Source organism: Pontibacter pudoricolor (assembly GCF_010092985.1).
Taxonomy (GTDB): domain Bacteria; phylum Bacteroidota; class Bacteroidia; order Cytophagales; family Hymenobacteraceae; genus Pontibacter; species Pontibacter pudoricolor.
The window spans coordinates 1998607-2021452 of sequence record NZ_CP048106.1; the positions used below are offsets into that span (position 1 = coordinate 1998607).

General features: G+C 48.0%; 15 protein-coding genes. 11 read left to right on the forward strand and 4 right to left on the reverse strand.

All coding sequences use genetic code 11. The features are described from left to right. The first annotated feature begins 140 nt into the window (after positions 1-140). The 4 genes from treZ to malQ are packed head-to-tail and all read left to right on the forward strand — an operon-like array spanning position 141 to position 8551. Positions 141-1943: a malto-oligosyltrehalose trehalohydrolase gene (treZ, locus tag GSQ66_RS08580; protein ID WP_162427096.1), complete on the forward strand. Its 1803-nt coding sequence runs from the start codon at positions 141-143 to the stop codon at positions 1941-1943. Positions 1944-1945: 2 nt separating this feature from the next. Next, positions 1946-4345 (forward strand): DUF3536 domain-containing protein, encoded by a 2400-nt coding sequence (locus tag GSQ66_RS08585; protein ID WP_162427097.1) that lies wholly within the window; start codon positions 1946-1948, stop codon positions 4343-4345. A gap of 1 nt (position 4346) precedes the next feature. After that, positions 4347-7040, forward strand: coding sequence for a malto-oligosyltrehalose synthase (gene treY / locus GSQ66_RS08590; protein ID WP_162427098.1), 2694 nt, complete (start codon positions 4347-4349; stop codon positions 7038-7040). Then, the gene (gene malQ, locus GSQ66_RS08595; RefSeq protein WP_162427099.1) at positions 7037-8551 is read left to right on the forward strand and encodes a 4-alpha-glucanotransferase; all 1515 of its coding nucleotides are present in this window, start codon (positions 7037-7039) and stop codon (positions 8549-8551) included. Before treY ends, malQ begins: the two co-directional genes overlap by 4 nt. An 831-nt stretch (positions 8552-9382) precedes the next feature. Here the strand turns inward: malQ and GSQ66_RS08600 are convergent. The 4 genes from GSQ66_RS08600 to GSQ66_RS08615 form a co-directional block, all read right to left on the reverse strand. Beyond that, the gene (locus GSQ66_RS08600) at positions 9383-10183 is read right to left on the reverse strand and encodes a tellurite resistance TerB family protein (RefSeq protein WP_162427100.1); all 801 of its coding nucleotides are present in this window, start codon (positions 10181-10183) and stop codon (positions 9383-9385) included. Positions 10184-10321: 138 nt separating this feature from the next. Continuing rightward, positions 10322-11035 (reverse strand): pirin family protein, encoded by a 714-nt coding sequence (locus GSQ66_RS08605; RefSeq protein ID WP_162427101.1) that lies wholly within the window; start codon positions 11033-11035, stop codon positions 10322-10324. A 405-nt stretch (positions 11036-11440) separates the two neighbouring features. Further along, positions 11441-11863 (reverse strand): NUDIX hydrolase, encoded by a 423-nt coding sequence (locus GSQ66_RS08610; protein WP_238395873.1) that lies wholly within the window; start codon positions 11861-11863, stop codon positions 11441-11443. Between the two features lie 163 nt (positions 11864-12026). Continuing rightward, on the reverse strand, positions 12027-13130 hold the full coding sequence (locus GSQ66_RS08615) for a glycosyltransferase family 4 protein (protein ID WP_238395874.1): 1104 nt from the start codon (positions 13128-13130) through the stop codon (positions 12027-12029). Positions 13131-13551: 421 nt separating this feature from the next. Between GSQ66_RS08615 and GSQ66_RS08620 the strand changes: the two genes are divergently transcribed. From GSQ66_RS08620 to GSQ66_RS08650, 7 genes are all read left to right on the forward strand, one after another. Beyond that, entirely contained in the window at positions 13552-14154 is a 603-nt protein-coding gene (locus GSQ66_RS08620) for a GNAT family N-acetyltransferase (RefSeq protein ID WP_162427102.1), read from the forward strand. A gap of 38 nt (positions 14155-14192) precedes the next feature. Further along, complete coding sequence (locus GSQ66_RS08625; protein ID WP_238395875.1) at positions 14193-14786, forward strand: histidine phosphatase family protein; 594 nt, start codon at positions 14193-14195, stop codon at positions 14784-14786. Between the two features lie 126 nt (positions 14787-14912). Then, positions 14913-17894, forward strand: a complete 2982-nt coding sequence (locus tag GSQ66_RS08630; protein ID WP_162427103.1) for a SusC/RagA family TonB-linked outer membrane protein — start codon at positions 14913-14915, stop codon at positions 17892-17894. 18 nt (positions 17895-17912) lie between these two features. Continuing rightward, on the forward strand, positions 17913-19352 hold the full coding sequence (locus tag GSQ66_RS08635; protein WP_162427104.1) for a RagB/SusD family nutrient uptake outer membrane protein: 1440 nt from the start codon (positions 17913-17915) through the stop codon (positions 19350-19352). A gap of 241 nt (positions 19353-19593) precedes the next feature. Next, a complete protein-coding gene (locus GSQ66_RS08640) occupies positions 19594-19986 on the forward strand; it encodes a BlaI/MecI/CopY family transcriptional regulator (RefSeq protein WP_162427105.1) in 393 nt (130 codons plus the stop codon). After that, entirely contained in the window at positions 19970-21406 is a 1437-nt protein-coding gene (locus tag GSQ66_RS08645; RefSeq protein WP_162427106.1) for a TonB family protein, read from the forward strand. The genes GSQ66_RS08640 and GSQ66_RS08645 overlap by 17 nt, the downstream gene beginning before the upstream one ends. 97 nt (positions 21407-21503) lie before the next feature. Next, positions 21504-22784, forward strand: a complete 1281-nt coding sequence (locus GSQ66_RS08650) for a TonB family protein (protein WP_162427107.1) — start codon at positions 21504-21506, stop codon at positions 22782-22784. Positions 22785-22846: the final 62 nt, after the last annotated feature.

Below are 22846 nucleotides of genomic sequence, written 5' to 3' on the forward strand. Positions count from 1 at the left end.
TTATAACATACGGCTAAGTACCGGTAACGATATGCGGGATGTGGTAGCAGTTCCATAAACTATAGTTTGCATTTACTAAAAAGCTACAACCTTAACTCCTCAGGCACAGTTAATCCTGCTTAGTAAACTATAGCTGATGTATGGGAATAACAAGAGAGATAGGCGCACATTATGTACCTGAACAGGGCACCACATTTACAGTCTGGGCACCGGAAGCAGAACAGGTTGATGGATTGATACACGGAGAAAAGAAAAAAACCATACCGCTTCAGCGCGAGGCATTTGGGTACTGGGTTGGACTGGCTGAAGACGCGGAACCCGGCACCCGCTATACTTTCAGACTTAATAACGACAAAGAACTCCCGGACCCGGCATCGCAGTCGCAGCCGGAAGGCGTGCACGAAGCGTCGGAGGTCATAGCCCCAAACTATAGCTGGACCAATCAGAACTGGAAAAACCTGCCGCTGGAAGATTACATTATATACGAGTTGCATGTGGGGACTTTTTCAGAAGAAGGCACTTTTGAAGGAGTCATCAACAAACTACCCGAGCTGCTGGATCTGGGAATAACGGCTATTGAGATCATGCCGGTAGCACAGTTTCCGGGCAACCGCAACTGGGGCTACGATGGTGTTTACCCCTTTGCTGCGCAGGATAGTTATGGCGGAGCGAAAGGACTGAAAAAGCTGGTAGATGCCTGCCATGCTGCAGGAATAGCCGTATTGCTGGATGTAGTGTATAACCACCTTGGTCCTGATGGAAATTACCTGAATGAATACGGTCCCTATTTTACCGAAAAATATAACACTCCCTGGGGCGCTGCCCTGAACTTTGACGATGCCCACTCAGACCATGTGCGTAATTTTTTTATCCAGAATGCATTGATGTGGCTGCGCGATTTCCATATAGATGCCCTGCGCCTGGATGCCGTGCACGCCATACTCGACACCGGGGCCAAACACTTTTTGCAGGAACTTCAGGAACACGTAAACCACCTGCAGGAGCAGCAGAATCAAACCTATTACCTGATTGCAGAAAGTGACCTGAACGACGTTCGCCTGATAAACCCATTGGAGCAGGGCGGCTATGGCTTGGCAGCGCAGTGGATGGATGATTACCACCATGTCATCCATACCATGGTTACCGGCGAAACGGAAGGTTACTATGCTGATTTCGGAAAACCGGAGCACCTGGTAAAAGCCCTGAAACACTCATTCATTTACAATGGCCTGTTTTCGGAGTACCGTAAAAGAACGATAGGAAGCGATGCAACTATAAACCCTGCCAAACAATTTGTAGTCTGCTCCCAAAACCACGACCAGGTGGGCAACCGTATGCTGGGCGAGCGCCTGACACAGCTTGTTTCCTTTGAAATGCTGAAACCCATTGCAGCACTTGTAATCCTGTCTCCTTACACGCCAATGTTGTTTATGGGCGAAGAATACGGCGAAGAAAACCCGTTCCAGTTTTTTGTAAGCCACACCGACAAGGACCTGATAGAGGCAGTGCGCAAAGGCCGGACAGATGAATTCAGGGCCTTTGCATGGCAGGGTGAAGCTCCGGACCCGCAGTCAGAAGAGACCTTTAACCGCTCTAAATTAAAGCACAACTATAAGAACAGTGAAAAGCATAACCAGCTGCGTGAGTTTTACAAAGCGCTTATCCAACTCCGGAAATCTATAGTTAAAAAGCTCAGCAAAGAGCACCTGGAAGCAACATTGAACGAACAGGAAACGGTGCTGGACTTTACCCATACTTCGGCTGGTATTCGCTGCATCATCAACTTCGGAAAGGAGTCGCAAACTATAGCGGATGACCTGAGAAACTGGAAGCTTATACTTGACTCTGCGGATGAGAAATGGGCCGGACCGGGTAGCAACTATAGTTCTGAAAATACCATTCTGCCACCTGAGTCCGTAGTAGTACTTCAGGCAAGCAGATAGATATGGAGCATTACATTTGCATACACGGGCACTTTTACCAGCCGCCCCGCGAAAACCCCTGGCTTAACGAAGTGGAGCTGCAGGAGTCGGCGCGGCCGTACCACGACTGGAACGAGCGCATTACAGACGAATGCTATGCCCGCAACTCCGCCTCCCGCATTCTGGACAACGACGGTACTATAGTTGACATTCTGAACAACTACGCCTGGATGAGCTTTAACTTCGGGCCGACGCTGCTGGAGTGGATGGAGAAAAAAGCTCCGGAAACCTACCAGGCTATACTAACCGCAGATAAAGAAAGCCAGGAGCGGTTTTCAGGACATGGCTCGGCGCTGGCACAGGTGTACAACCACATGATTATGCCGCTGGCCAACGAGCGCGACAAACACACGCAGGTGCTCTGGGGAATTTACGACTTTAAAAAGCGTTTTAACCGCGACCCGGAAGGCATGTGGCTCGGCGAAACGGCCGCTGACACACCTACCCTGGAAGTGCTGGCCGAACATGGTATCAAGTTTACGATCCTATCTCCGTACCAGGCCAGCAGCTACCGCAAAATTGGGGAACAAAACTGGCACGATGCTACCAATGCGCAGATCAACCCAAACCGGCCCTACCTGGTCAACCTGCCATCAGGTAAAACTATAGTTGTATTCTTTTACAATGCGCCTATTTCGCAGGGCGTAGCGTTTGAGGGGTTGCTGCACAACGGCGAGAAGTTTAAGAACCGCTTGCTAGGCGCTTTAGACTATAGCCACACCGAACCGCAACTACTGCACATTGCCACCGACGGCGAAACCTATGGGCACCACCACCGCTTCGGCGAGATGGCACTTTCCTATACGCTGCACCATTTGTACAAAGATCAGCAGGCAAGGCTTACCATTTACGGCGAGTACCTGGAAAAATTCCCACCGCAGTACGAAGCCAAGATCATCGAGAAAACATCCTGGAGCTGTATTCATGGAGTAGAGCGATGGCAGAGTGACTGTGGCTGCAATACTGGCGGACATCCCGGGTGGAACCAGAAATGGCGCAAACCTTTACGCCAGGCTTTCGATTGGCTGCGCAACGAACTGGAACCGCTTTATACTACTCAAATGCAGCAACTCGGGGCCGATCCGTGGCAGAGTCGCAACGATTACATACAGGTCATCTCCGACAGGTCAGAAGCAAACGTGAAGGCATTTATCCGGGCCCATACTTCGCGGGAGCTAACTACAGAAGAGCAGCGCACTTTTCTGAAATTACTGGAAATGCAGTACCATGCCTTGCTGATGTATACCAGTTGCGGCTGGTTTTTTGATGAAGTTACCGGCATCGAAACCATGCAGGATATACTGTATGCCACCCGTGCCCTGCAGCTTGCCCAAAGTATTAGCAACAAAGATTACGAAGCTACTTTTCTGCAGTACTTAGCCCAGGCTGAGAGTAATGAAGATGACTATAAGAATGCAGCTGAAGCGTACAAGGCCATCGCCAAAACCACCATGCTCGACCTGTTGCGCGTGGGTGCCCATTTTGCTGTTTCATCCCTGTTTTCAGATTATGCAAAAGAGAGCAAACTTTATTGCTATAGTGTAACAACAGAGCAGCATGAGTCGGTAGAAGCCGGCCGGCAGAAACTGGCAGTTGGTCGTGCCAGGATCCGTTCCAGCATCACCTGGGATGAAGCAACTATAAGTTACGGCGTACTGCACATCGGAGATCATCAGTTGCTGGGTGGGGTGCGGGATTTCCGTGGGGATGATGCCTTCCAGCAGATGTACAGCGAAATGGAAGATGCTTTCAGCAAGGGGATGATCTCGGAAGTGATCATGCTGCTGGACAAGCATTTTGAGTCGCATAACTACTCTTTCTGGCACCTGTTCCGCGACGACCAGAACCGGATTCTGAACAAAGTACTGGGCTACACCATGCATGCCATTGAAGGCGATTTTGAGCAGGTATACTATAACAACTACCCCCTGATGGCTGCCATGCATACACTAAATGTAACGCTTCCGCGACCTTTAAAGGTAATTGTGGAATACATGCTGAACAAGAAGATGCTGGACGAAGTGAACGCGGAAACGCCGGATCTGGCAGAAATGCAGCGCCTGAACGAACAGGCAAAACGCATGCAGCTCACCTTCGACAGGGAACAGCTCACTTTTGCCATTTCGCAGCGGATGGAGCACTTTATGCGGCAACTGGAGCAGGACTCAGAAAATCTGCGGTTGATGAAAAAATTGAATGAGCTACTTCCTGCGCTGCACACCACTACCCTGCAACCAGACCTTTGGCAGGCACAGAACATTGCCTTCCGGCTGAAGCAGCAACACTACGCCAAACACCCTACCGACTCCGAATGTAGCAAATTATTTACCGCGCTATACGACAACTTAAATCTGAAAGTATAATATGACCTATATACCACTGGCCACTTACCGTCTGCAGCTTTCGCCGAACCTGAAGTTAAAGGAAGTAAAGGCACTGATTCCGTACCTGAACGACCTGGGCATCAGTACCATTTATGCTGCTCCGTTTTTTACCCCCGCGCCCGGCAGCGAGCATGGCTACGATGTGGTGAATCCGCACCAGATAAACCCGGAAATTGGAACCCCGGAGGAGCTGGAAGAAATTGCCGAAGAACTGCGGAGGTACAACATGGGTTGGCTGCAGGATATTGTACCAAACCATATGGCCTATCATACCACCAACGTATGGCTGATGGATGTGCTGGAAAAAGGGCAGAAATCCAACTTCTTTACTTTCTTCGACATCAACTTTGCACACCCGGAGTTTGAAGGAAAAGTGATGGTTCCGTTCCTGGGCGAGCCGCTGGAAAAAGTGCTGGAGCAAAACCAATTAAAGCTTACGTTTGATGAGGCCGGCTTCCATATCGCTTACTTCGACAATGTGTACCCGGCAAGCATTAACTCCTATCCTTACCTGCTGCAGAAACTGGCTGATGCTTCCGGTGATCAAACTATAAAAGAACACCTGCAGCACCTGGAGCAAACTATAGCATCGGATAAAATTGACATTGCACGCTGGCAACAGGCAAAACAGGCCCTGCATTCAACTATAAACGGCAGCGCAGCCTTAGCGAACTTGCTGGAAACTATAAATGCAGATCAGAAGCAGTTAGAAGAGTTACTTAATCTACAGTTCTTTAAATTATGTTTCTGGCAGGAGTCGCAGCAGAAAATAAATTACCGCCGCTTTTTTACGGTAAACGACCTGATCTGCCTGAGCATCGAGAAGCCGGAGGTTTTTGAAAAATATCACCATTTCATCAGGCAGCTTTGTAACCAGGGGTTGGTGCAGGGCCTGCGCGTAGACCACGTCGACGGCCTTTTTGATCCTGACAAGTACTTGCAGCAACTGCGCGAAATGACCGGCAATGACAAGTACATTGTAGTAGAAAAGATACTGGAAGGCGAAGAAGTGATACCGGATTACTGGCCGATACAAGGAAACTCGGGTTACGACTTTTTAGCCTGGGCCAGCAATATTATGACCGACCCTGCAGGCAAGGAAAAATTAACCGAAGTATACCAGCGCCTTGTACCCACTGCCACCACTGATTACGAAAAACTGGTATTCGATAAAAAGCTGTTTATACTGGAAAAACGCATGCAGGGCGAACTCCAAAACATGCTGCGCCTGCTGCAACACCTGCAAATTGTGCCGGAAGAGGCCGAAGAGACCTGGTACCATGCACTGGCCGTATGGCTGGCATCTTTTCCGGTTTACCGCGTGTATGGCAACAGCTTTCCCCTACCGGATATGGCACACGAGGTGATTGAAAAAACGTATGCAACTGCGCTCGAAAAAGCACCAGAACGCCGGGAACAGCTCAATGCAATCCGTAAAGTTTATCAGCCTGATTTGAGTGAACCGGAAGACCTGCTGCGTGACAAACTATACTTTGTGATGCGGAGTCAGCAGTTTACGGGCCCCCTGGCAGCTAAAGGGGTGGAAGATACTACCTTCTACAACTATAATCGCCTGCTCTCGCTCAACGAAGTAGGTAACAGTCCGGAAATATTTCACCTGCCGCCTGCGCGTTTTCATGAGCACATGCAGCGCCGGCAACAGCATTTTCCGCACTCCATAAACGGTACTGCCACCCACGATACCAAACGCGGCGAAGACGCCCGCATGCGTATCAGCGTCATCAGCGAACTGCCCGAAGAATGGGAAAAAACCGTGCAGCAGTGGATGGATTTCGCCGTGGATGTAGCCCCCGGCATGGTGCCGCGCCGCAACGACCTGTACTTTATTTTCCAGGCGCTGCTGGGGGTGGTGCCGATGGATGAAACTATAGACGATGCCCTGATTGAGCGGTTGCAGGAATACATTACCAAAGCCCTGCGCGAAACCAAAGCCCGCACCAACTGGACCAACCCGAACGAGGAATACGAAGAAGCCACCAAAGAACTTGCCCAGAAGCTCCTCAAAAACAAGCACTTCCTGGAGATGTTTCTACCGTTCTTCCGCAAGCTGTCGCGTTATGGCTGGCTCTATAGTTTAAACCAGTTGCTGCTAAAGCTTACCTGCCCCGGCGTACCCGATATTTACCAGGGCTGCGAGTTCTGGGACCTGAGCCTAGTAGACCCCGATAACCGACGGAAAGTAGACTATAGTTTGCGACAAATTTCGCTGGATGAACTGCAGGCTGCTGCAACAGGGGACCAGACAAAACTACACCAGCAACTGCTGAAAGAACCTGAAAATGGAAAGGTAAAACTATACCTGCTGATCAGAACGCTTGCAGTGCGCAATAACTTCCGTGAGGTATTTGAACAAGGCGACTACCTGCCGCTTCAGGCTGCCGGAAAGAATAAAGAGCATGTGTTGGCATTTGCCAGAAAACACAAAAACCAATGGGCTATAGTTGCTGTGCCGCTGCTACTGACGAAACTGACAGATGAAAAAGATTTACCGTTGGGTAAGAAAGTTTGGGCAGATACCGAGCTTGTACTTCCGGATGGTGCACCGCAGCAATGGAAGGATGAACTGGGCAATCGCCAGCTCACGGGTAAACTAAGTTTAGCTGATCTCACAGAAACACTCCCTGTTGTACTCTTAACCGGAACAAAAGCATGATCATACCACATCGCAGCTGCGGAATACTTCTTCACATCACATCGCTCCCATCCAAATATGGCATCGGCGATCTGGGCCCGGAAGCCTATACATTTGCCGACCAGCTCGAAGCAGCCGGACAGCGCTACTGGCAGATTCTCCCCCTAAATCCCACTGAGACCGGCATGGGAAATTCACCCTATAGCAGCCATTCTGCCTTTGCCGGAAACCCGTTGTTGCTTAGTCCCGATTTGCTGGTAGAAGATGGCCTGCTGGAGAAAAAAGACCTGAAGCATGACTATAGTTTTCCTGATGATAAGGTTGACTATGAAGCGGCAACAGCGTTCAAAAGAGAAATATGGAAGAAAGCTTTTGACAACTACAAATCCAATGGATCAAGAGGGCTTGAGAAGGAATTTGAGGCTTTCCGTCGGGAGCATAGCGCCTGGCTCGAAGACTATAGCCAGTTTGTTGTTTTCCAGGCGCACTTCGACCATAATGCCTGGGCAAAATGGGATAAAGTTATTAAAACAAGGAAACCCATTGCCATAAAAGCCCTGGCCTCTGACCTCGCTGATGAAATAGAAAAGGAGCAATTTTTACAATTTTTGTTTTACAGGCAGTGGGAGAACCTGAAACAGTATTGCCACCGGAAAGACATTCATTTTATTGGAGACATGCCTTTTTATGTAAGCTACGACAGTGCTGATGTTTGGGCGAATCCAGAATATTTTAAATTAGACAAAGACGAAAAGCCGAGTGCCGTGTCGGGAGTGCCGCCGGACTTTTTCAGTGAGACAGGGCAGTTGTGGGGTACCCCGGTTTACAACTGGAAAGCCCTGGCCAAACACAACTACGACTGGTGGCTGCGCCGCATCGACCATAACCTGCAACTTTTCAGTCTGCTGCGCCTGGACCATTTTCGGGCTTTTTCTGCCTACTGGGAAGTACCTGCCACTGAAGAGACTGCCATCAACGGCAAATGGGTGAAATCGCCGGGCAAAGAATTGCTCACGCTCATCAGGCACCACCACCCCGAAATGCCTATTATTGCCGAAGACCTGGGAGAAATAGACCAGCCGGTACGCGACCTGATCAAAGCGTTTGACCTACCCGGCATGCTGGTTTTGTTGTTCGCTTTCGAGAGTAATGAACATGCGTTTGAGAGTTCGTTTCTGCCACACAACCATACGCCAAACAGCGTGGTGTACACTGGCACCCACGACAACGCAACAGTAAAAGCCTGGTACAAAGACGCCAAAGCAGCAGACCGCAAGATGTTCAGCAACTATGTGCACCAGGAAGTAACGCAGGATAATGTACACGAAGTAATGTTGCAGCTAGCCTATAGTTCTGTTTCGCGGCTGGCCATCGTTCCGATGCAGGATGTATTGGGCTTAGGCCACGAAGGCATTATGAATAAACCTTCAACTTCAAACGGCAACTGGGAGTGGCGCCTGCAGAAAAACAAGTTTAATAACAAGGTTGTGGTGTGGTTGCGAAGAATAACAGAGATTTATGGTAGAATTTAGGTTATCTCTTGTTTTCATGAGTGATGTTTAGGAGGGCTTGTGAATATTATAGTTGCTGGACTTCTCCTACCCTTCCCTTTTAAAGTGGGGAAGGAACTCCTGTAATTACCTTTTGCTTTCCCTATTGTCATTCTGAGCGGTAGCTGAGGGATATTATGTGTTCTATAGTTTCTCTATTGTCATTTCGAACAGCGTGAGAAATCTGGGTTCTATAGTTTGATAGATTACTCTTTGAACCAAGCCTTTTCCTCCATAGCCTTCTTTAATCCAGGGAGCTCTACTTACCCATCGTTTCAATTTAGCTTTGGTGCCCTCACGGCCGGGAGGCCCCGTCTTGGGGGTAGGGGCCCTCGATAAGGGCATCGCGCTGCTGCTTTCTTGCTACACTCGTACCTCGGGTTGCCTGGCGGCACCGCAACAAAGCAAAGGCGCTCAACCCAAAGACTGCGATCCGTTCGATAGCTATAGTTCGTCTTTAGTTGAACAGCTATAGTTGCATCGCCTTACCGTGGTTGTAGTTCCGGAGGGACAGGTCGCGACCTGTCCGATCATGGTCTGTAAATATAAGACTATAAAACCAACTATAGCAATAGACGAATTCCCCTCCCGGGAGGGGGCAGGAGTGGGTTAAAACAGCAACTATAAAACTAAAACATAAACTATAACAGTGACTGAAAAAACTCCCTTCCTTATAAATTAAAGGGTGATTGGGCATTGTAAACTATAAACTCCGATTCAACGATAAAAACCAGGCATCCTTTTTATTTACAGCCAAAAAGGAGATGAACTCTCGGCTCATCTCCTTTTAAAAATAAATCCTGAGCTGTTAACTTACCAACCGGAAGTTCTGCGTTTACCTCCTCCTAAAATACCGCCCAGTAAACCACCAAGTCCGCCAGAGTTCATGGTGCCGTAGCCTTTCCGCCCGTTCAGGCCGCCGAGTATAGATATGATGGAACCGAGTCCGCCACCTCGGCTCATACCGCCTCCCATCATGCCACCACCACCCATAGCACCACCTAATAAACCTCCGAGCAGGCCACCGCCTATTCCGCCCATCCTACTGCCACCCCGGCGTCGCATCATACTGGATAACACAATCGGGGCAAGAATACCTAACATGCCAGTTACCATAGCCGGTGAGATACCTGCATTTTTGAACATGTCTCCAAAACCACTTTTATTCAGAAAAGAATTTGATGTCGGGTCTTCACCATGCTGCTTTGCTTCATCCGCTTTATCTACAAACTCATCTAAAATGCTGTATTGCTTCTGGTCGATGCCCAGGTAGTCAGCCACATCTTTAATGCGTTGCTGTTCGTCCTGCGTGTATTGTCCGTCGGCTTTGGCAAAACTGATGATGTCTGTAACAAATGAGAAGCGCAGCTGGCTTGTTTTAAGCACATCGAGGCATTTCTCCAGGTTTATTTTATCCGGGTTTTTAGCGATATAGGCTACTTCCTGCTGCACGTTCTGAGGTAGTTCAGCGGCTTCGGCCATCATCTGTAAAAACTGCAGTTCCTCGTCGGTTGTTTTACCGTCGGCAGAGGCCATAATGGCAAGTGCTCCGAAGTATGCCCCTTTTTCTTCCTGGGAGTAATCTTTAAGTAAAGTAGTCTGTTCCTGTTCCATAGCTTTTGTTTGTGTGGTTCAGTAATAACGGCTGCTATAGTTGATGGGTTTATTTAAGCTATAGGCTAAGGCACGCACAAACAAAAAATCCCCGACCAAAAAATAGCCGGGGATTCCACTTTTAGCCAAAGGTAATTATTAGTTCATCGGTATTTCCATCAGCAGCAATTCTGCATCTGATGAAGCTTTTATAGTTATAGTATGAATATCAGAAACACCCAACCCATCACGCTTGTTTAGCATTTCGCCTTCAATTTCTACTTCGCCTTCCAGCACAAAAGCATACACACCATTGCCGTTCTTATGCAGTTTATAGTCTTCCGCAAAACCCGATTTCAGTGTACCCAAAGTAAACCAGGCATCCTGGTTAATCCAGATACTTTCTGCGTCTTTTTCCGGAGAAACAACCGTTTGTAGTTTATTCTGTCGCTCGGCTGGGTTAAAGGTTTTCTGCTCGTAACGGGGCTTTATGTTCTGCTCTTTCGGGAATACCCAGATCTGCAGAAATTTTACCTGGTCTGTTTTAGAGTTGTTGAACTCCGAGTGCGTTAACCCACTCCCCGCCGACATGATCTGAACATCGTTTGTCCGGATAACTTCTTTGTTGCCGGCGCTGTCCTGGTGCGCCAGTTCGCCTGATAACGGAATAGAGATGATCTCCATGTTATCGTGCGGATGTGCACCAAAGCCCATGCCCGGAGCCACTATATCATCGTTCAGCACACGCAGCAACCCAAAATTCATGCGCTCAGGGTTATAGTAACCTGCAAAACTGAAGGTATGGTGCGAGTCGAGCCAGCCATGGTTGGCGCGGCCTCTTGTGTTAGCTTTATGAATTACTTTTCTGCTCATCGTTGTGTTGCTTAGTTCCAGGTACCGCTAAATACCATTCCCATTAATGGCTTAAAGCATTATAACCTGTTTCAGATTATCGGAACAAAGATACAATTTTATTAAATGTATGTACATTAAATGTAGCAACAATTTTTAAATATTGATAAAAATTGTCTCGAGCTTGATGTCCCAACTATAGGATAGCTTCAATACAACTATGGCTCAGACATATGCCTGAGCCATAGTAGGAATCTGAAAAAATAAAATGAATTGGAAACTATAGACCCAACTTACGGATCGCAAGCAGGCAAAGCGCTACAGAACCTGACACATTTATCTCGCCACTAAGCACCATCTTCTCAACATCCTGAACAGGAATATGCAGCACTTCTATACTTTCAGATTCGTCGAGGTCCTGTTCGGCTATTTTATAGGCATTGCGTGCCAGGTAAAAGTAAATCTTGTTGGTGTCTTTGGTGGGTTATCAATTACTTCGGCTACAAGCTCCACATCATCCGAGGTATAACCGGTTTCTTCCAGCAGCTCGCGTTTGGCGGCTTCTTCAGGGTCGTTTTCGTGATCATCTATTACACCGCCCGGCAGCTCAATAAAAATATCGGCAGCCGCGTGCTTATACTGTCGTACAAAAATTACTTCACCGCTTTCGGTTACCGGAAAAGTCAGTACCACGTCGGGCCTTACGCTCACATAATAATCATCCATTATGCTGCCATTGGGCAATTCTACTTCATCGCGACGCAGTTTATACCATTTCTCATCAAAAACGAGTTCAGACTTCAGTACCTTCCAGTGTTTGGGGCTTGGGGTATGTTTGTTTGCAGGCATGTTTGCATGTTATAGTTAATCGGCGTAAAAAAGCCACACTTACTTAAGAGCGAGTGCGGCTATAGTTTTACTTTCTAATAAGATTTTTCAGTAACAGATAGCTTAACATATAAGCTATAGTTGCGCCAGCATTTTTCCTGGTCCAACTATAGTTTGATGAAATTTAAACGGCAACCGCCGAATTTACCAACTGACGGTAAATATGGTTATAGTCCTGGGCCATTTGGTCTGATGTGAAGCCATGCGAGCGTTTTACAGCGCGGCAAGCCATTATATTACGGCAGAACTCATCATCAATCAGGCCATTTATTGTATCGCGCAGCTCATCCGCATTATTCGGGTCAGTATACTTGGAAGCATTACCCCAGATCTCGGCCTGGCTTTCGGTTTTGCCTACCACCAGCGCGCACCCCGACATGGCTGCTTCCAGTATAGTTAAACCGAAAGGTTCGTACTTGGCAGGCAGGGCATAAATGGACGCTCTCGATAACCAGTCTGATACTTCTTTATTGGTGAGTTTACCCAGGAAATGTACGTTCTCCAGTTCTATCGTTTTACCGGTTGCGGGGTGTTTGTCGTCGCCGGCAATGTAAACGGGCCACTTAAGTTCAGAGGCGATGTGTGCCAGCATCGAGATGTTTTTGGCTTCGTCCCAGACGCGGCCCAGGCTGAAAACAAAAGGTTCTTTGCGTCCGAACTGGAAATTATGCTGCCCGCGCCCGTTATAGATCACACTGCTTTTTTTGAAAGGTCCGTATAGTTCTTCGGCCTGGTGCATCATTGCCTGTGTTGGCGCTACCACCACATCGGCAGCCTGCAAACCTTTTGTAACAAGCTCTTTATATTTATTCCATTCCTTCGGAGCATCGGCCTCTTTTACAGCTTTCCACCAGCTCAGCACACACGAGTGCACCACCACCACTACAGGCTTTCCCCAGTCCAGGGCGGCGTGTGCCATGCCATTCAGGTGAATTAGATCGGGCTGAACTTCATCCCGCAGCTGTAATAACCATTCGCCGGCTTTCTCAATATCATTCCAGGGATTGTCCATCCATTCCAGCTTATAGTCGCTTTCATAAACGGTAAGGTTGCTTATAGTTGCGGCTTCGGCTTGTTGCTCTTCTGTCATGCGGCCACCCATTACAGCCACTGCTACCTGTGTGCCTGTCTGTTCAAGCGCTCTTGCCAGTTCCAGTGTGTAGGTCCAGACGCCACCCACGGTATCGGCTGTCATTAAAATCTTGGAAGGGTAATGATGTAATTCCATAATAATATCTCCTGTAATTTTTAAGCGCTGATTCTGCAGCAATTTTATAGTTCAGCGTAAAGCAAGCTGTAAAGCCGTGGCCATGCGCTGCAATAGTTTCCGGTTTTTTTTTGTTTCTCTGCTAAATACCTGTACCCTGTTTATCTATAGTTATTGTGGGGCAGTGCTGGTTCAGAGTTATAGTTTAGTTATCTGTGTTACCTGGTTGGAGCCGGATGCTTGTGTATGCCGCTTGCTGCGGGATTTCTGCCGGCCAGGTGTTACGACTTTTATTTTCTTGGTGAGTTCTATTACGGTGACATGCAACATTCAGTTGGTCAGTTTTTTACTTTTTAACTAATTTTCTGCCAACCACCTGCTTTGCTACACCTTTTAAATTAATATTGCCACTGATATCAGCCTGTAAAAAAACTACTGCCCCATGAACTTCGAAAAAGACCTGCACCTTGAGAGCGACCGCGCCCTGTTAAGACCTTTACAAGCCCATGACCTGGAGCAGCTGCAAACTATAGCTTTGGATGCCGACACCTGGCGCTGGAACGTAACGAAGATCACCAACACGCAAGACCTGCAGGACTGGGCACAAACCGCTTTTACCGACAGGCAACTGAAGCGCCGCTATAGTTTCGTGATCCTGGATAAAACTACCGGAAGACTGGCTGGCAGCACCAGCTACGGAAACATTTCGGAAGCAGATAAACGCCTGGAAATTGGCTGGACCTGGATCGGAAAAGATTTTAGAGGCACCGGCCTGAACCGCCATTGCAAATTTCTGTTACTGAGCTATGCTTTTGAGGTGCTGCAGTTTGAGCGGGTAGAGTTAAAAACAGATGTGCTGAATGCAAGATCGAGGCAGGCGATGCGCAAGATTGGCGCAACCGAAGAGGGAGTTTTGCGCAGCCATACCCTGATGCACGACGGCCGCCGGCGAGATACCATTTACTACAGCATCTTAAAGTCTGAATGGCCAGACATAAAAGCCACCATTTTTGCAGATCTGGGCAGTTACAGCACACACGTATAGCAATCTCCGTATAGTTCGGGAAACCAGCAGCTATACTTTTGGATACCCCTAAACCACGACGTATTTTCCTGATAAGGCATGCAAAGCCGCAGGTAACCAGCAAAGGGCTTGTAAATGCAAAATTCGCACGCCAGTATATTTCTGATTACGATGCCGCCGACGTGGAAGAATTTGTACTCACTCACGAAGCCATTCCTTTTAAAGAAATAAAAAAAGTACACTGCAGCACACTGGTTCGCTCCCAGCTTACCGCAAAAGCCATTTTTGGCAAAGACATAGAGCTCATTATTGATGCTAACTTCCGGGAGTTTGAGCGCAGAATATTTTCGTTGCCATTCATTCACTTACCTATAAAACTATGGTTAACAGGTGCCCGCATCTTATGGTTTCTGGGTTTTAACAGCCGTGGCATCGAGACATTTAAAGCCGCCCGTAAACGTGCCCGCGCAGCCGCCAAACAACTGGCAGAAGAAGCTAACCGCGAAACTATAGCCGTGCTGGTAGCGCACGGGTTGTTAAATTTCTTTATCAGGCGTGAACTCAAGCGACTTGGCTGGCAGCAAACCCTGAAAGAAGGAAACAGTTTTGTCAGCGTGAATGCCTTCGAAAAAAAACAGGCCGGCCTTCTTTAAAAAACCACAAAAATAATATATTAAATACCGTTATATACGTATAAGGGGTTACTTTCATTTTCCGCACTCCCCGCCCTCTCAACCCTAATAGCCAGCACTTTATGTACAAACTTAAATTAGCAATCCATGAAACGAATTCTACTATGCATGTTACTATGCGTCTGCACGTTGGCAGGCAGCGCATGGGCCCAGACACAAGTCGTGTCTGGAAGAGTAACCTCCGCCACTGATGGCAGTGCGCTGCCAGGCGTAACCATCCTCGAAAAAGGCACCTCCAACGGCGTAACCACAAATTCAACCGGCGATTACCAGTTAACTGTAAGCTCCAATGCCGTACTGCAATTCCGGTTTGTGGGCATGACAACGCAGGAAATACCGGTGAACGGGCGATCAACTATAAATGTGCAGCTCCGCTCTGATGAACAGCAGCTGGAAGAAGTGGTTGTGGTGGGTTACGGTACCCAGTTAAAACAGGAACTGACCGGTAACGTGGCCCAGGTATCAGGCGAGGCTATCGAGAATATACCGGCCCCCTCCCTTGAGTCGGCTTTACAGGGCCGTGCAGCGGGTGTTTACATTAACCAGGGAAGCGGCAAACTTGGTTCCGGGATGAACATACGTATACGGGGGGCCGCTTCGGTTTCTGCCAGTAACCAGCCACTTTATGTGGTAGACGGCATCCCGGTAACTTCATCAGACATAGGCACTACAAACCTGGAACCGCTTAACCCGATTGCCGACATTAACCCGAACGATATCGAATCCATTGAAATACTGAAAGATGCCTCCGCAGCTGCCATTTATGGTTCCCGCGGATCGAACGGCGTGGTGATCATTACAACCAAACGCGGAAAAGCAGGCAAAACCAACGTAAACTTTAACTACTACACTGGTTTCAGCAGGCCAACCAAGATAAGGGAATTTTTAACCGGGCCGGAGTACATCGAGCTATTCTCGGAAGCAGCCGTAAACGAAGACTTCGATCCGGCAGAAATCTTCGATTTCTTTGGCCTGGATGTTAACTCAACTGTAGACGAGAACTGGGACGAAGAGCCTTTTCAGGATGGAAGTGTTTCGCAGTACGAGGTGTCGCTGAATGGGGGTAACGATAAGACGCGCTTTTATATAAACGGAAACTATAATACCACCGACGGTATTATAGTAGGCAACGAGTTCGACCGGGCAAGCGGTCGCCTCAACATCGACCACAGCATATCAGACAGATTCCGCCTTGGCACCAACCTGTCGCTTATCCGCACCCTGAACAAGCGTGTATCCGACGACAACGCCTTTTCTAACCCGATACAGCTGAACGCCATCCCGTCTATACAACCAAAAATAGACCCCGAGACTGGAGAGCTGAACAGGCGCACTTTATACTATAACAACCTGATAGACCAGCGTGATGGCTTTAACGATGCGCTGACCTACCGTACTATAAGCACCGGCTTCCTCGAATTCGACATCCTGCAGAACCTGCGATTCAGGACTGAGCATGGCGTGGATTTCCTGAACCTGCAGGAGGAACTATACCTGGGCAGGTTAACAGAAGATGGCGGCCCTTCCGGTTACGGCTATAACTCACAGTTCACTTCCATCAACTATAACACCAACAACACGCTAAACTATAACACCCTGGTTAACGACATTCATAAACTGGATTTCCTGATTGGTTTCAGTTACCAGGATGCCAATTCCAAGTCTTCTTCCGTAGAGGCCAGGGGCTTCCCGAGCGACCGGTTCAAAAAGATCGTGAGTGCTTCCCGTATCATCAGTGGCAGTTCCACCGGTACCGATTATGCATTCCTCTCCTACTTTACGCGCGCAAACTATGTACTGAACGAGAAATACCTATTCAGCGGCAGCGTGCGGGTTGATGGATCTTCCAGGTTTGGCAGCGAGAACCGGTTTGGTACTTTTCCGGCAGCGTCTGCAGGCTGGATCATTACCGGGGAGGATTTCCTGAGCGACAACGCCGTGTTAAGCTTTCTGAAACTGCGCACCAGCTACGGCCTGACCGGTAATGCCGAGATCGCCAACTTTGCCCCGCTTGCTTTGTACAGCGCTGCTGCCTACGAAGAAGAATCTGGGCTGATTCCGACCACTTTGCCAAACCCCGACCTGCGCTGGGAAAAAACAAAACAGCTGGATGTCGGGCTGGACTATGGCTTATTTAACGACCGCATTACCGGCGAAATAGATTATTACATTAAAAAAACCGACGACCTGTTGCTAAACCTGCCCCTGCCGGCTACCAGCGGCTATAGTGTGATCACAAAAAATATAGGCAAGCTCGAAAATAAGGGCTTTGAGTTCGTGATCAACACGCAGAACTTTGTAGGCGAATTTACCTGGAACACGAATTTTAACATTGCCTTTAACCGCAACAAAGTAACCGACCTGGGCGGTAACACTATTTTTGGCGACTCACGTGGATTAGGACAGATACGCGAAGGCGAACCGATGGCTGTATTCTGGGGACCAAAATACGCCGGTGTGGATCCGGACAACGGTGATGCTTTATATTATGTGCGTGCCGGTAGCGATGAGGTCACCAACGATTACGGCCAGGCCGAACATCAGAAGCTGGGTAACCCAAACCCCAAAGCCCTTGGTGGTCTTACCAACAATTTCAGTTACAAAGGTTTTGATCTGAGCGTGTTGCTCCAGTTTGTGACCGGTAACGATGTTTATAACATGGCCGGCTTCTTCCAGTCGGTAAACGGTGACTTTTTTGATAACCAGACAAGAGACCAGCTGGACAGATGGCAGGAACCGGGCGATATTACAGATGTCCCCCAGGCACGCCTTTTTGCAGGTAACGGCGCCGGAAAATCTTCCCGCTGGATGCAGGATGGCTCTTTTCTGAGAATAAACTACGTGAACCTGGGCTATAAACTGCCAGAAGCATGGATCAGTAAAGTAAAATTCACTTCTGCCCGGATCTACCTGCAGGCAACCAACCTGCATACTTTTACCGACTACGACGGCTATGACCCGGAAGTGAATACCACCTATTTCGGGCGTAGCAATGTAATGCTTGGTCACGATTTTTATACGCCACCCCTGGCAAAAACCTTCACCCTTGGCGTTAACATCGGCCTTTAACTTTTAAGCAGAACTGACATGAAACGAAATTATATATTACCCGCCATCCTTTTTTTCCTGTTCCTCGGAGTTACCTCCTGCGACGACCTGCTCGACGTAGAACCGCAACAGTCCATTGATGCCCGGGATGCCATAAATACCCCTGAAGACCTGCAGGGAGCCGTTATCGGGATGTATGCTATACTGGGCGAGCCCGAATTATACGGAACCAACCTGCTGCTTTTGCCGGAATTGCAGGCATCAGAAGAGAACCTTACCTGGCTGGGTACTTTTGCCGGCTACCGCCAGGTGAGCCTCAAAAACATGACAGCAGAAAACTCGGAGGCGCAACGCACCTGGGTAACAGCTTATGAAGGGATAAACCTGGCCAACATCATCCTCAGCAAACTGGATATAATGGCCGAGGAACCAGAAGAACGGGACCGTGTGGAAGGAGAAGCTTTATTTGTGCGGGGTATTCTGCATTTTGAACTGGTAAGGCTCTACGCAAAAGCCTGGAACGACGGAAATCCAGCCTCAAACCTTGGCGTACCAATACGCACAACACCGGTTACCACGGAAGCTGAGGCAGCCGTACCTCCTACCCGAAACAGTGTGGCCGAAGTGTATGCCCAGGTAACAGAAGACTTGGAAAGAGCCAAAGAGCTACTGCCTGAACGCAACAACGAGCGGGCTAACACTTATGCCGCCAGTGGCTTTCTGTCGCGGGTATATCTGCAGCAGCAGAGCTATGAAGGCGCCCGCGACGAGGCAAATAGGGTAATAGAAGAAGGTGGCTATGAGCTGAACCCGACTGTAACTGCTATTTTCCGGAACGATAACACTGCGGAAGCCATATTTGAGATCCAGCAGAACGACCAGAACAATGCGGGTACTGCCAACGACGGTCTGGCCACGTTTTATGCAGACCTGGAAGGTGTAGGCCGTGCTGATATAAGTGTAAATACTGAATTCTCGGACATTAACCCGAACCGCTACACCACCTACGACCTGTACGAAGAGAACGATACCCGGCTGACCGACCTGTTTTATACCGGTTTTAATTTCGGCGCGATCACAACGAGTAAGTGGCTGAGTTTCGGGCAGAATATTCCGGTTATACGACTGGCAGAAATGTACCTGACACGGGCAGAAGCAAACTTCAGGCTGGGCACAGCAATTGGCGCCACACCCGTAGAGGACATAAACAGGATACGGACACGTGCCGGACTAAGCCCGTTAGGCAGTGTGAATCTGGAACAGATACTGTTAGAGCGCAGGCTGGAACTTGCCTTCGAAGGATTCAGGATACATGATCTGAAGCGTACCGAAACGGACCTGGTAGGCAGAGATCCGGAAACAGGAGACATCGATTACGTAATTCCGTGGAATGATGAAATGCTGGTCTTCCCGATACCACGCCGGGAGATAGATGCCAGCAAAGGATCGCTGGTACAAAACCCTCCGTACGGAGATTAGACCATCTGAACTAATAACTATAACGGCTCCTGTTAAATGCAGGAGCCGTTATTTTTTACCAGGACCACACACATCTTCAAACAGGCAGTTTCGCTTTATTCAACTGTAAACTACAGCTATAACTCCCTATGCTACAGCTACCTGTGCGACAGCATTTACGAAACATTTTTTAAATAACTAAGCATTTAGTTGTTAAACTAAGTATTTAGTTATACATTCATATCATAATACTTGCTACCCTATGAAAGAACTCACCAAGGCAGAAGAAGAGATCATGCAGATCCTCTGGAAAATTGAGAAAGGATTTGTAAAAGACATTATTGAGCAAATGCCTGAGCCGCGCCCTGCTTACAACACGGTATCAACTATAGTTCGGATACTGGAGAAGAAAGGCTTTGTAGGCTACAATGCTTTTGGTAAAACGCACGAGTATTTCCCGCTCGTAGCCGAAGATAAGTACAAAAGCTTTTTCCTGAAGAATTTTATGAGCGGCTATTTTGGCGGCTCTTTCGAAAAGCTGGTTTCATTTTTTGCCAGGGACAATAACCTGGATGTGAAAGAGCTGGACCAGCTGATGCGCCATGTAAAAGACGACCTGAACGAAAACGAACCACAAAATGGAAGCAATCTATAACTACATCATCCAGTCGGGGCTGTGCCTGCTTTTGTTGTACCTGTTTTACATGCTGGTACTGCGTAGTTTCCCGAAACCGGCTTATAACAGAATTTACCTATTGGTTGCGCCAATTGCTGCACTGGCAATTCCGTTACTGGATATTCCATTACCTTTTGCACCCCATTACAACCTTGCTCCTGCCCTCCCGACTATACAATTATCTGAAGTTACCATTACCGGCTATATACCTGATAATGAATCAAATACAGGATTTATAGTTCCTGCTGCAGTTATAGTTGGTGTACTCTATAGTTTGGCGTCTCTGGCACTACTGGCAAGGCTGTGCTTGCAGTTATTCCGGTTACAAAAACTGGTTAAAACTGCCAAACCTATTCATACTATAGCCAACACGGCAACGGTACTGCAAACCAGTGACAACTACCCAACTTTTGCCTTCCTGAACTATATCTTCGTAAACCACCAGCACCATTTAAACGAGCAGGAAAAGCAACAGGTGATAGCGCATGAGCTGGCACACGTAAAATTGCGCCATACTTATGATGTACTCTACTATGAGATCCTGACAGCCTTTTTATGGATTAACCCGCTGGTCTGGTTACTGAAAACAGAACTACGCGATGTGCACGAATACCAGGCAGATGCTAATGTACTATCAGTTTATCAGCCACAGGCCTACGCTACATTACTGGCAAAAGAAGCGCTATATAAAACAGGAATTCCGGTAGGCAGCTATTTCCAGAAACCACAGGTATTTAAACGCCTGCACATGCTGCAGAAAAATGGACAGAAAACCGGAATGCTTCGTCCGTTACTTGTGCTTCCGCTTCTGCTGGCATTGCTGTTTTTCTTTTCATCCAGAGATGTTACTGCCGATATTACGTCATCGATTACAAACCAAAAATCGCAGCCTACTTCCGATAAAACACAGCCAGTACAGGCGACAACTATAAAAGAGGCGCCGCAGCAAATGCCCGAAATTACGGTAACCGCCAAAGCACCTGAAAAAGCGTTGCCGGAAAACAAACCCGAAAAAGCAGTTGCGGAACCTGTATTTACAGAAAACTTTAACCAACCGGAAACTGAGATTAAAGCAGAAAAGCCATACGAATATGTAGAGCAAATGCCTCAGTTTGCAGACGGCGAGCTGGAAATGCAGAAATTTATTGCCCGCAGCATCCGCTATCCGAAAGCAACACAGGAAGCAGGACTAACCGGGTTGGTAGTAGCCAGTTTTATAGTTGAGACCGATGGCACGTTATCGAACATAACTATACTGAAAGGCCTGGATGAAGCTGCTGACCAGGAAGCCCTGCGCGTAATTGAAGCCATGAGCGGCAAATGGGAACCTGGCCGGCAAAACGGAAACAAAGTACCGGTACGATTTACTATCCCGATTCGCTTTGCACTTGTAGACTAATAAAAACAACATTTTCTCGCTGATTAACCCGGTTTAGAACCAAGGCAGGATAGCTATTGCCTTCTAAATCCTTAACTTAAACTATAAACATACGACCATGAAAAACTTGACTACGCTTAAGACCCTGCTGGCGGCACCGCTACTGGCACTTGCAGTAACTATAGTCTCGCCAATAGCAACTATAGCCCAGACCAAACCCAAGGAAAATAAAATATTGTCTTATGTGGATCAGATGCCAAAATTTGAAGGCGGCGAGATGGAGGTGATGAAGTTTATGGCCGGCAATATCACCTACCCTGCCGATGCAAAAGCCAACGGGCTGGAGGGCCTGGTCGTAGTTTCGTTTGTGATTGAGGAGACCGGTAAGGTAAAAGATGCGAAGGTAGTTAAGAAACTGGGCCGTGGTACCGACGAAGAAGCCCTGCGCGTAGTGAACCTCACCAGCGGCAAATGGACACCGGGCAGCCATAATGGAAAAGTGGTTCCAGTGCAGTTTACGTTACCCATCAGGTTTAGCCTGAGCGAGGCCGAAAGAGCTGCCACTGCCCATAAAGCGAACCAGATGCCACTGTTTAAGGGCGGCCCCGAAGCCATGCATCAAACGATAGCCTCGTATCTGCAACTGCCCGAAGAAGCTAAAAAAGAGAATCTGAATGCCCGGGTTATAGTTAAGTTTTATGTCGAAAAAGATGGTACGGTTTCCAACATCAGGCTGGATGGCACAAAACTGAAGAAAACTGTTGGCGCAGGCGCTGACATGGATTACATGGATGCCTCTACATTTAAGGTACAGAACAAGGTCATGCTGGCCAAATTGGCAGAAGCCGCGATGGCAGCTGTTGCAGCCACATCCGGCAAATGGCAACCGGCTACTAAAAACGGACAGGCAACAGGCGCAGAACTGGTGCTGCCGGTGCAGTTCTATAGTTCAGAAAATGCCGTCGGCCAAAAACAGTTAGAAGCACCAGCCATGACCAAGTATACCAAAGAATATTATGCGCTGGATGAAGTAGATGTGCAGCCTGTTTTTAAAGACGGTTCTATTGAACGGTTTCTGGCAAAAAACCTACGCTACCCAAATGTTTCTTTTGAAGGTACTATAGAGACAGGCATCTCTATAGGAGAAGATGGCAGTGCGATAGGGCCGCTTTTCTATTTTAAGCCAACTGATACTTCCGAGGTAAATGAGGCCATCTTTAATGAAATAAACAGGGTATTTAAATTGATGGAAGGCAAATGGGAACCGGCAAAAGTAGATGGTAAACCGGTTTCTACCACCAAAAAAATTACCATTCAGTTTGTTGTAAACGATGGTACCAAAAAGGCTGCAGACACGACAGGTAAAAAGGCTGATGTTATAGTTACTAAGTTTAAGTAGTTAGAGTTCTAAGCCATTCAGCGCTTATAGTTTACGCCCTTGCTGTGTGTTTTCACCAGCAA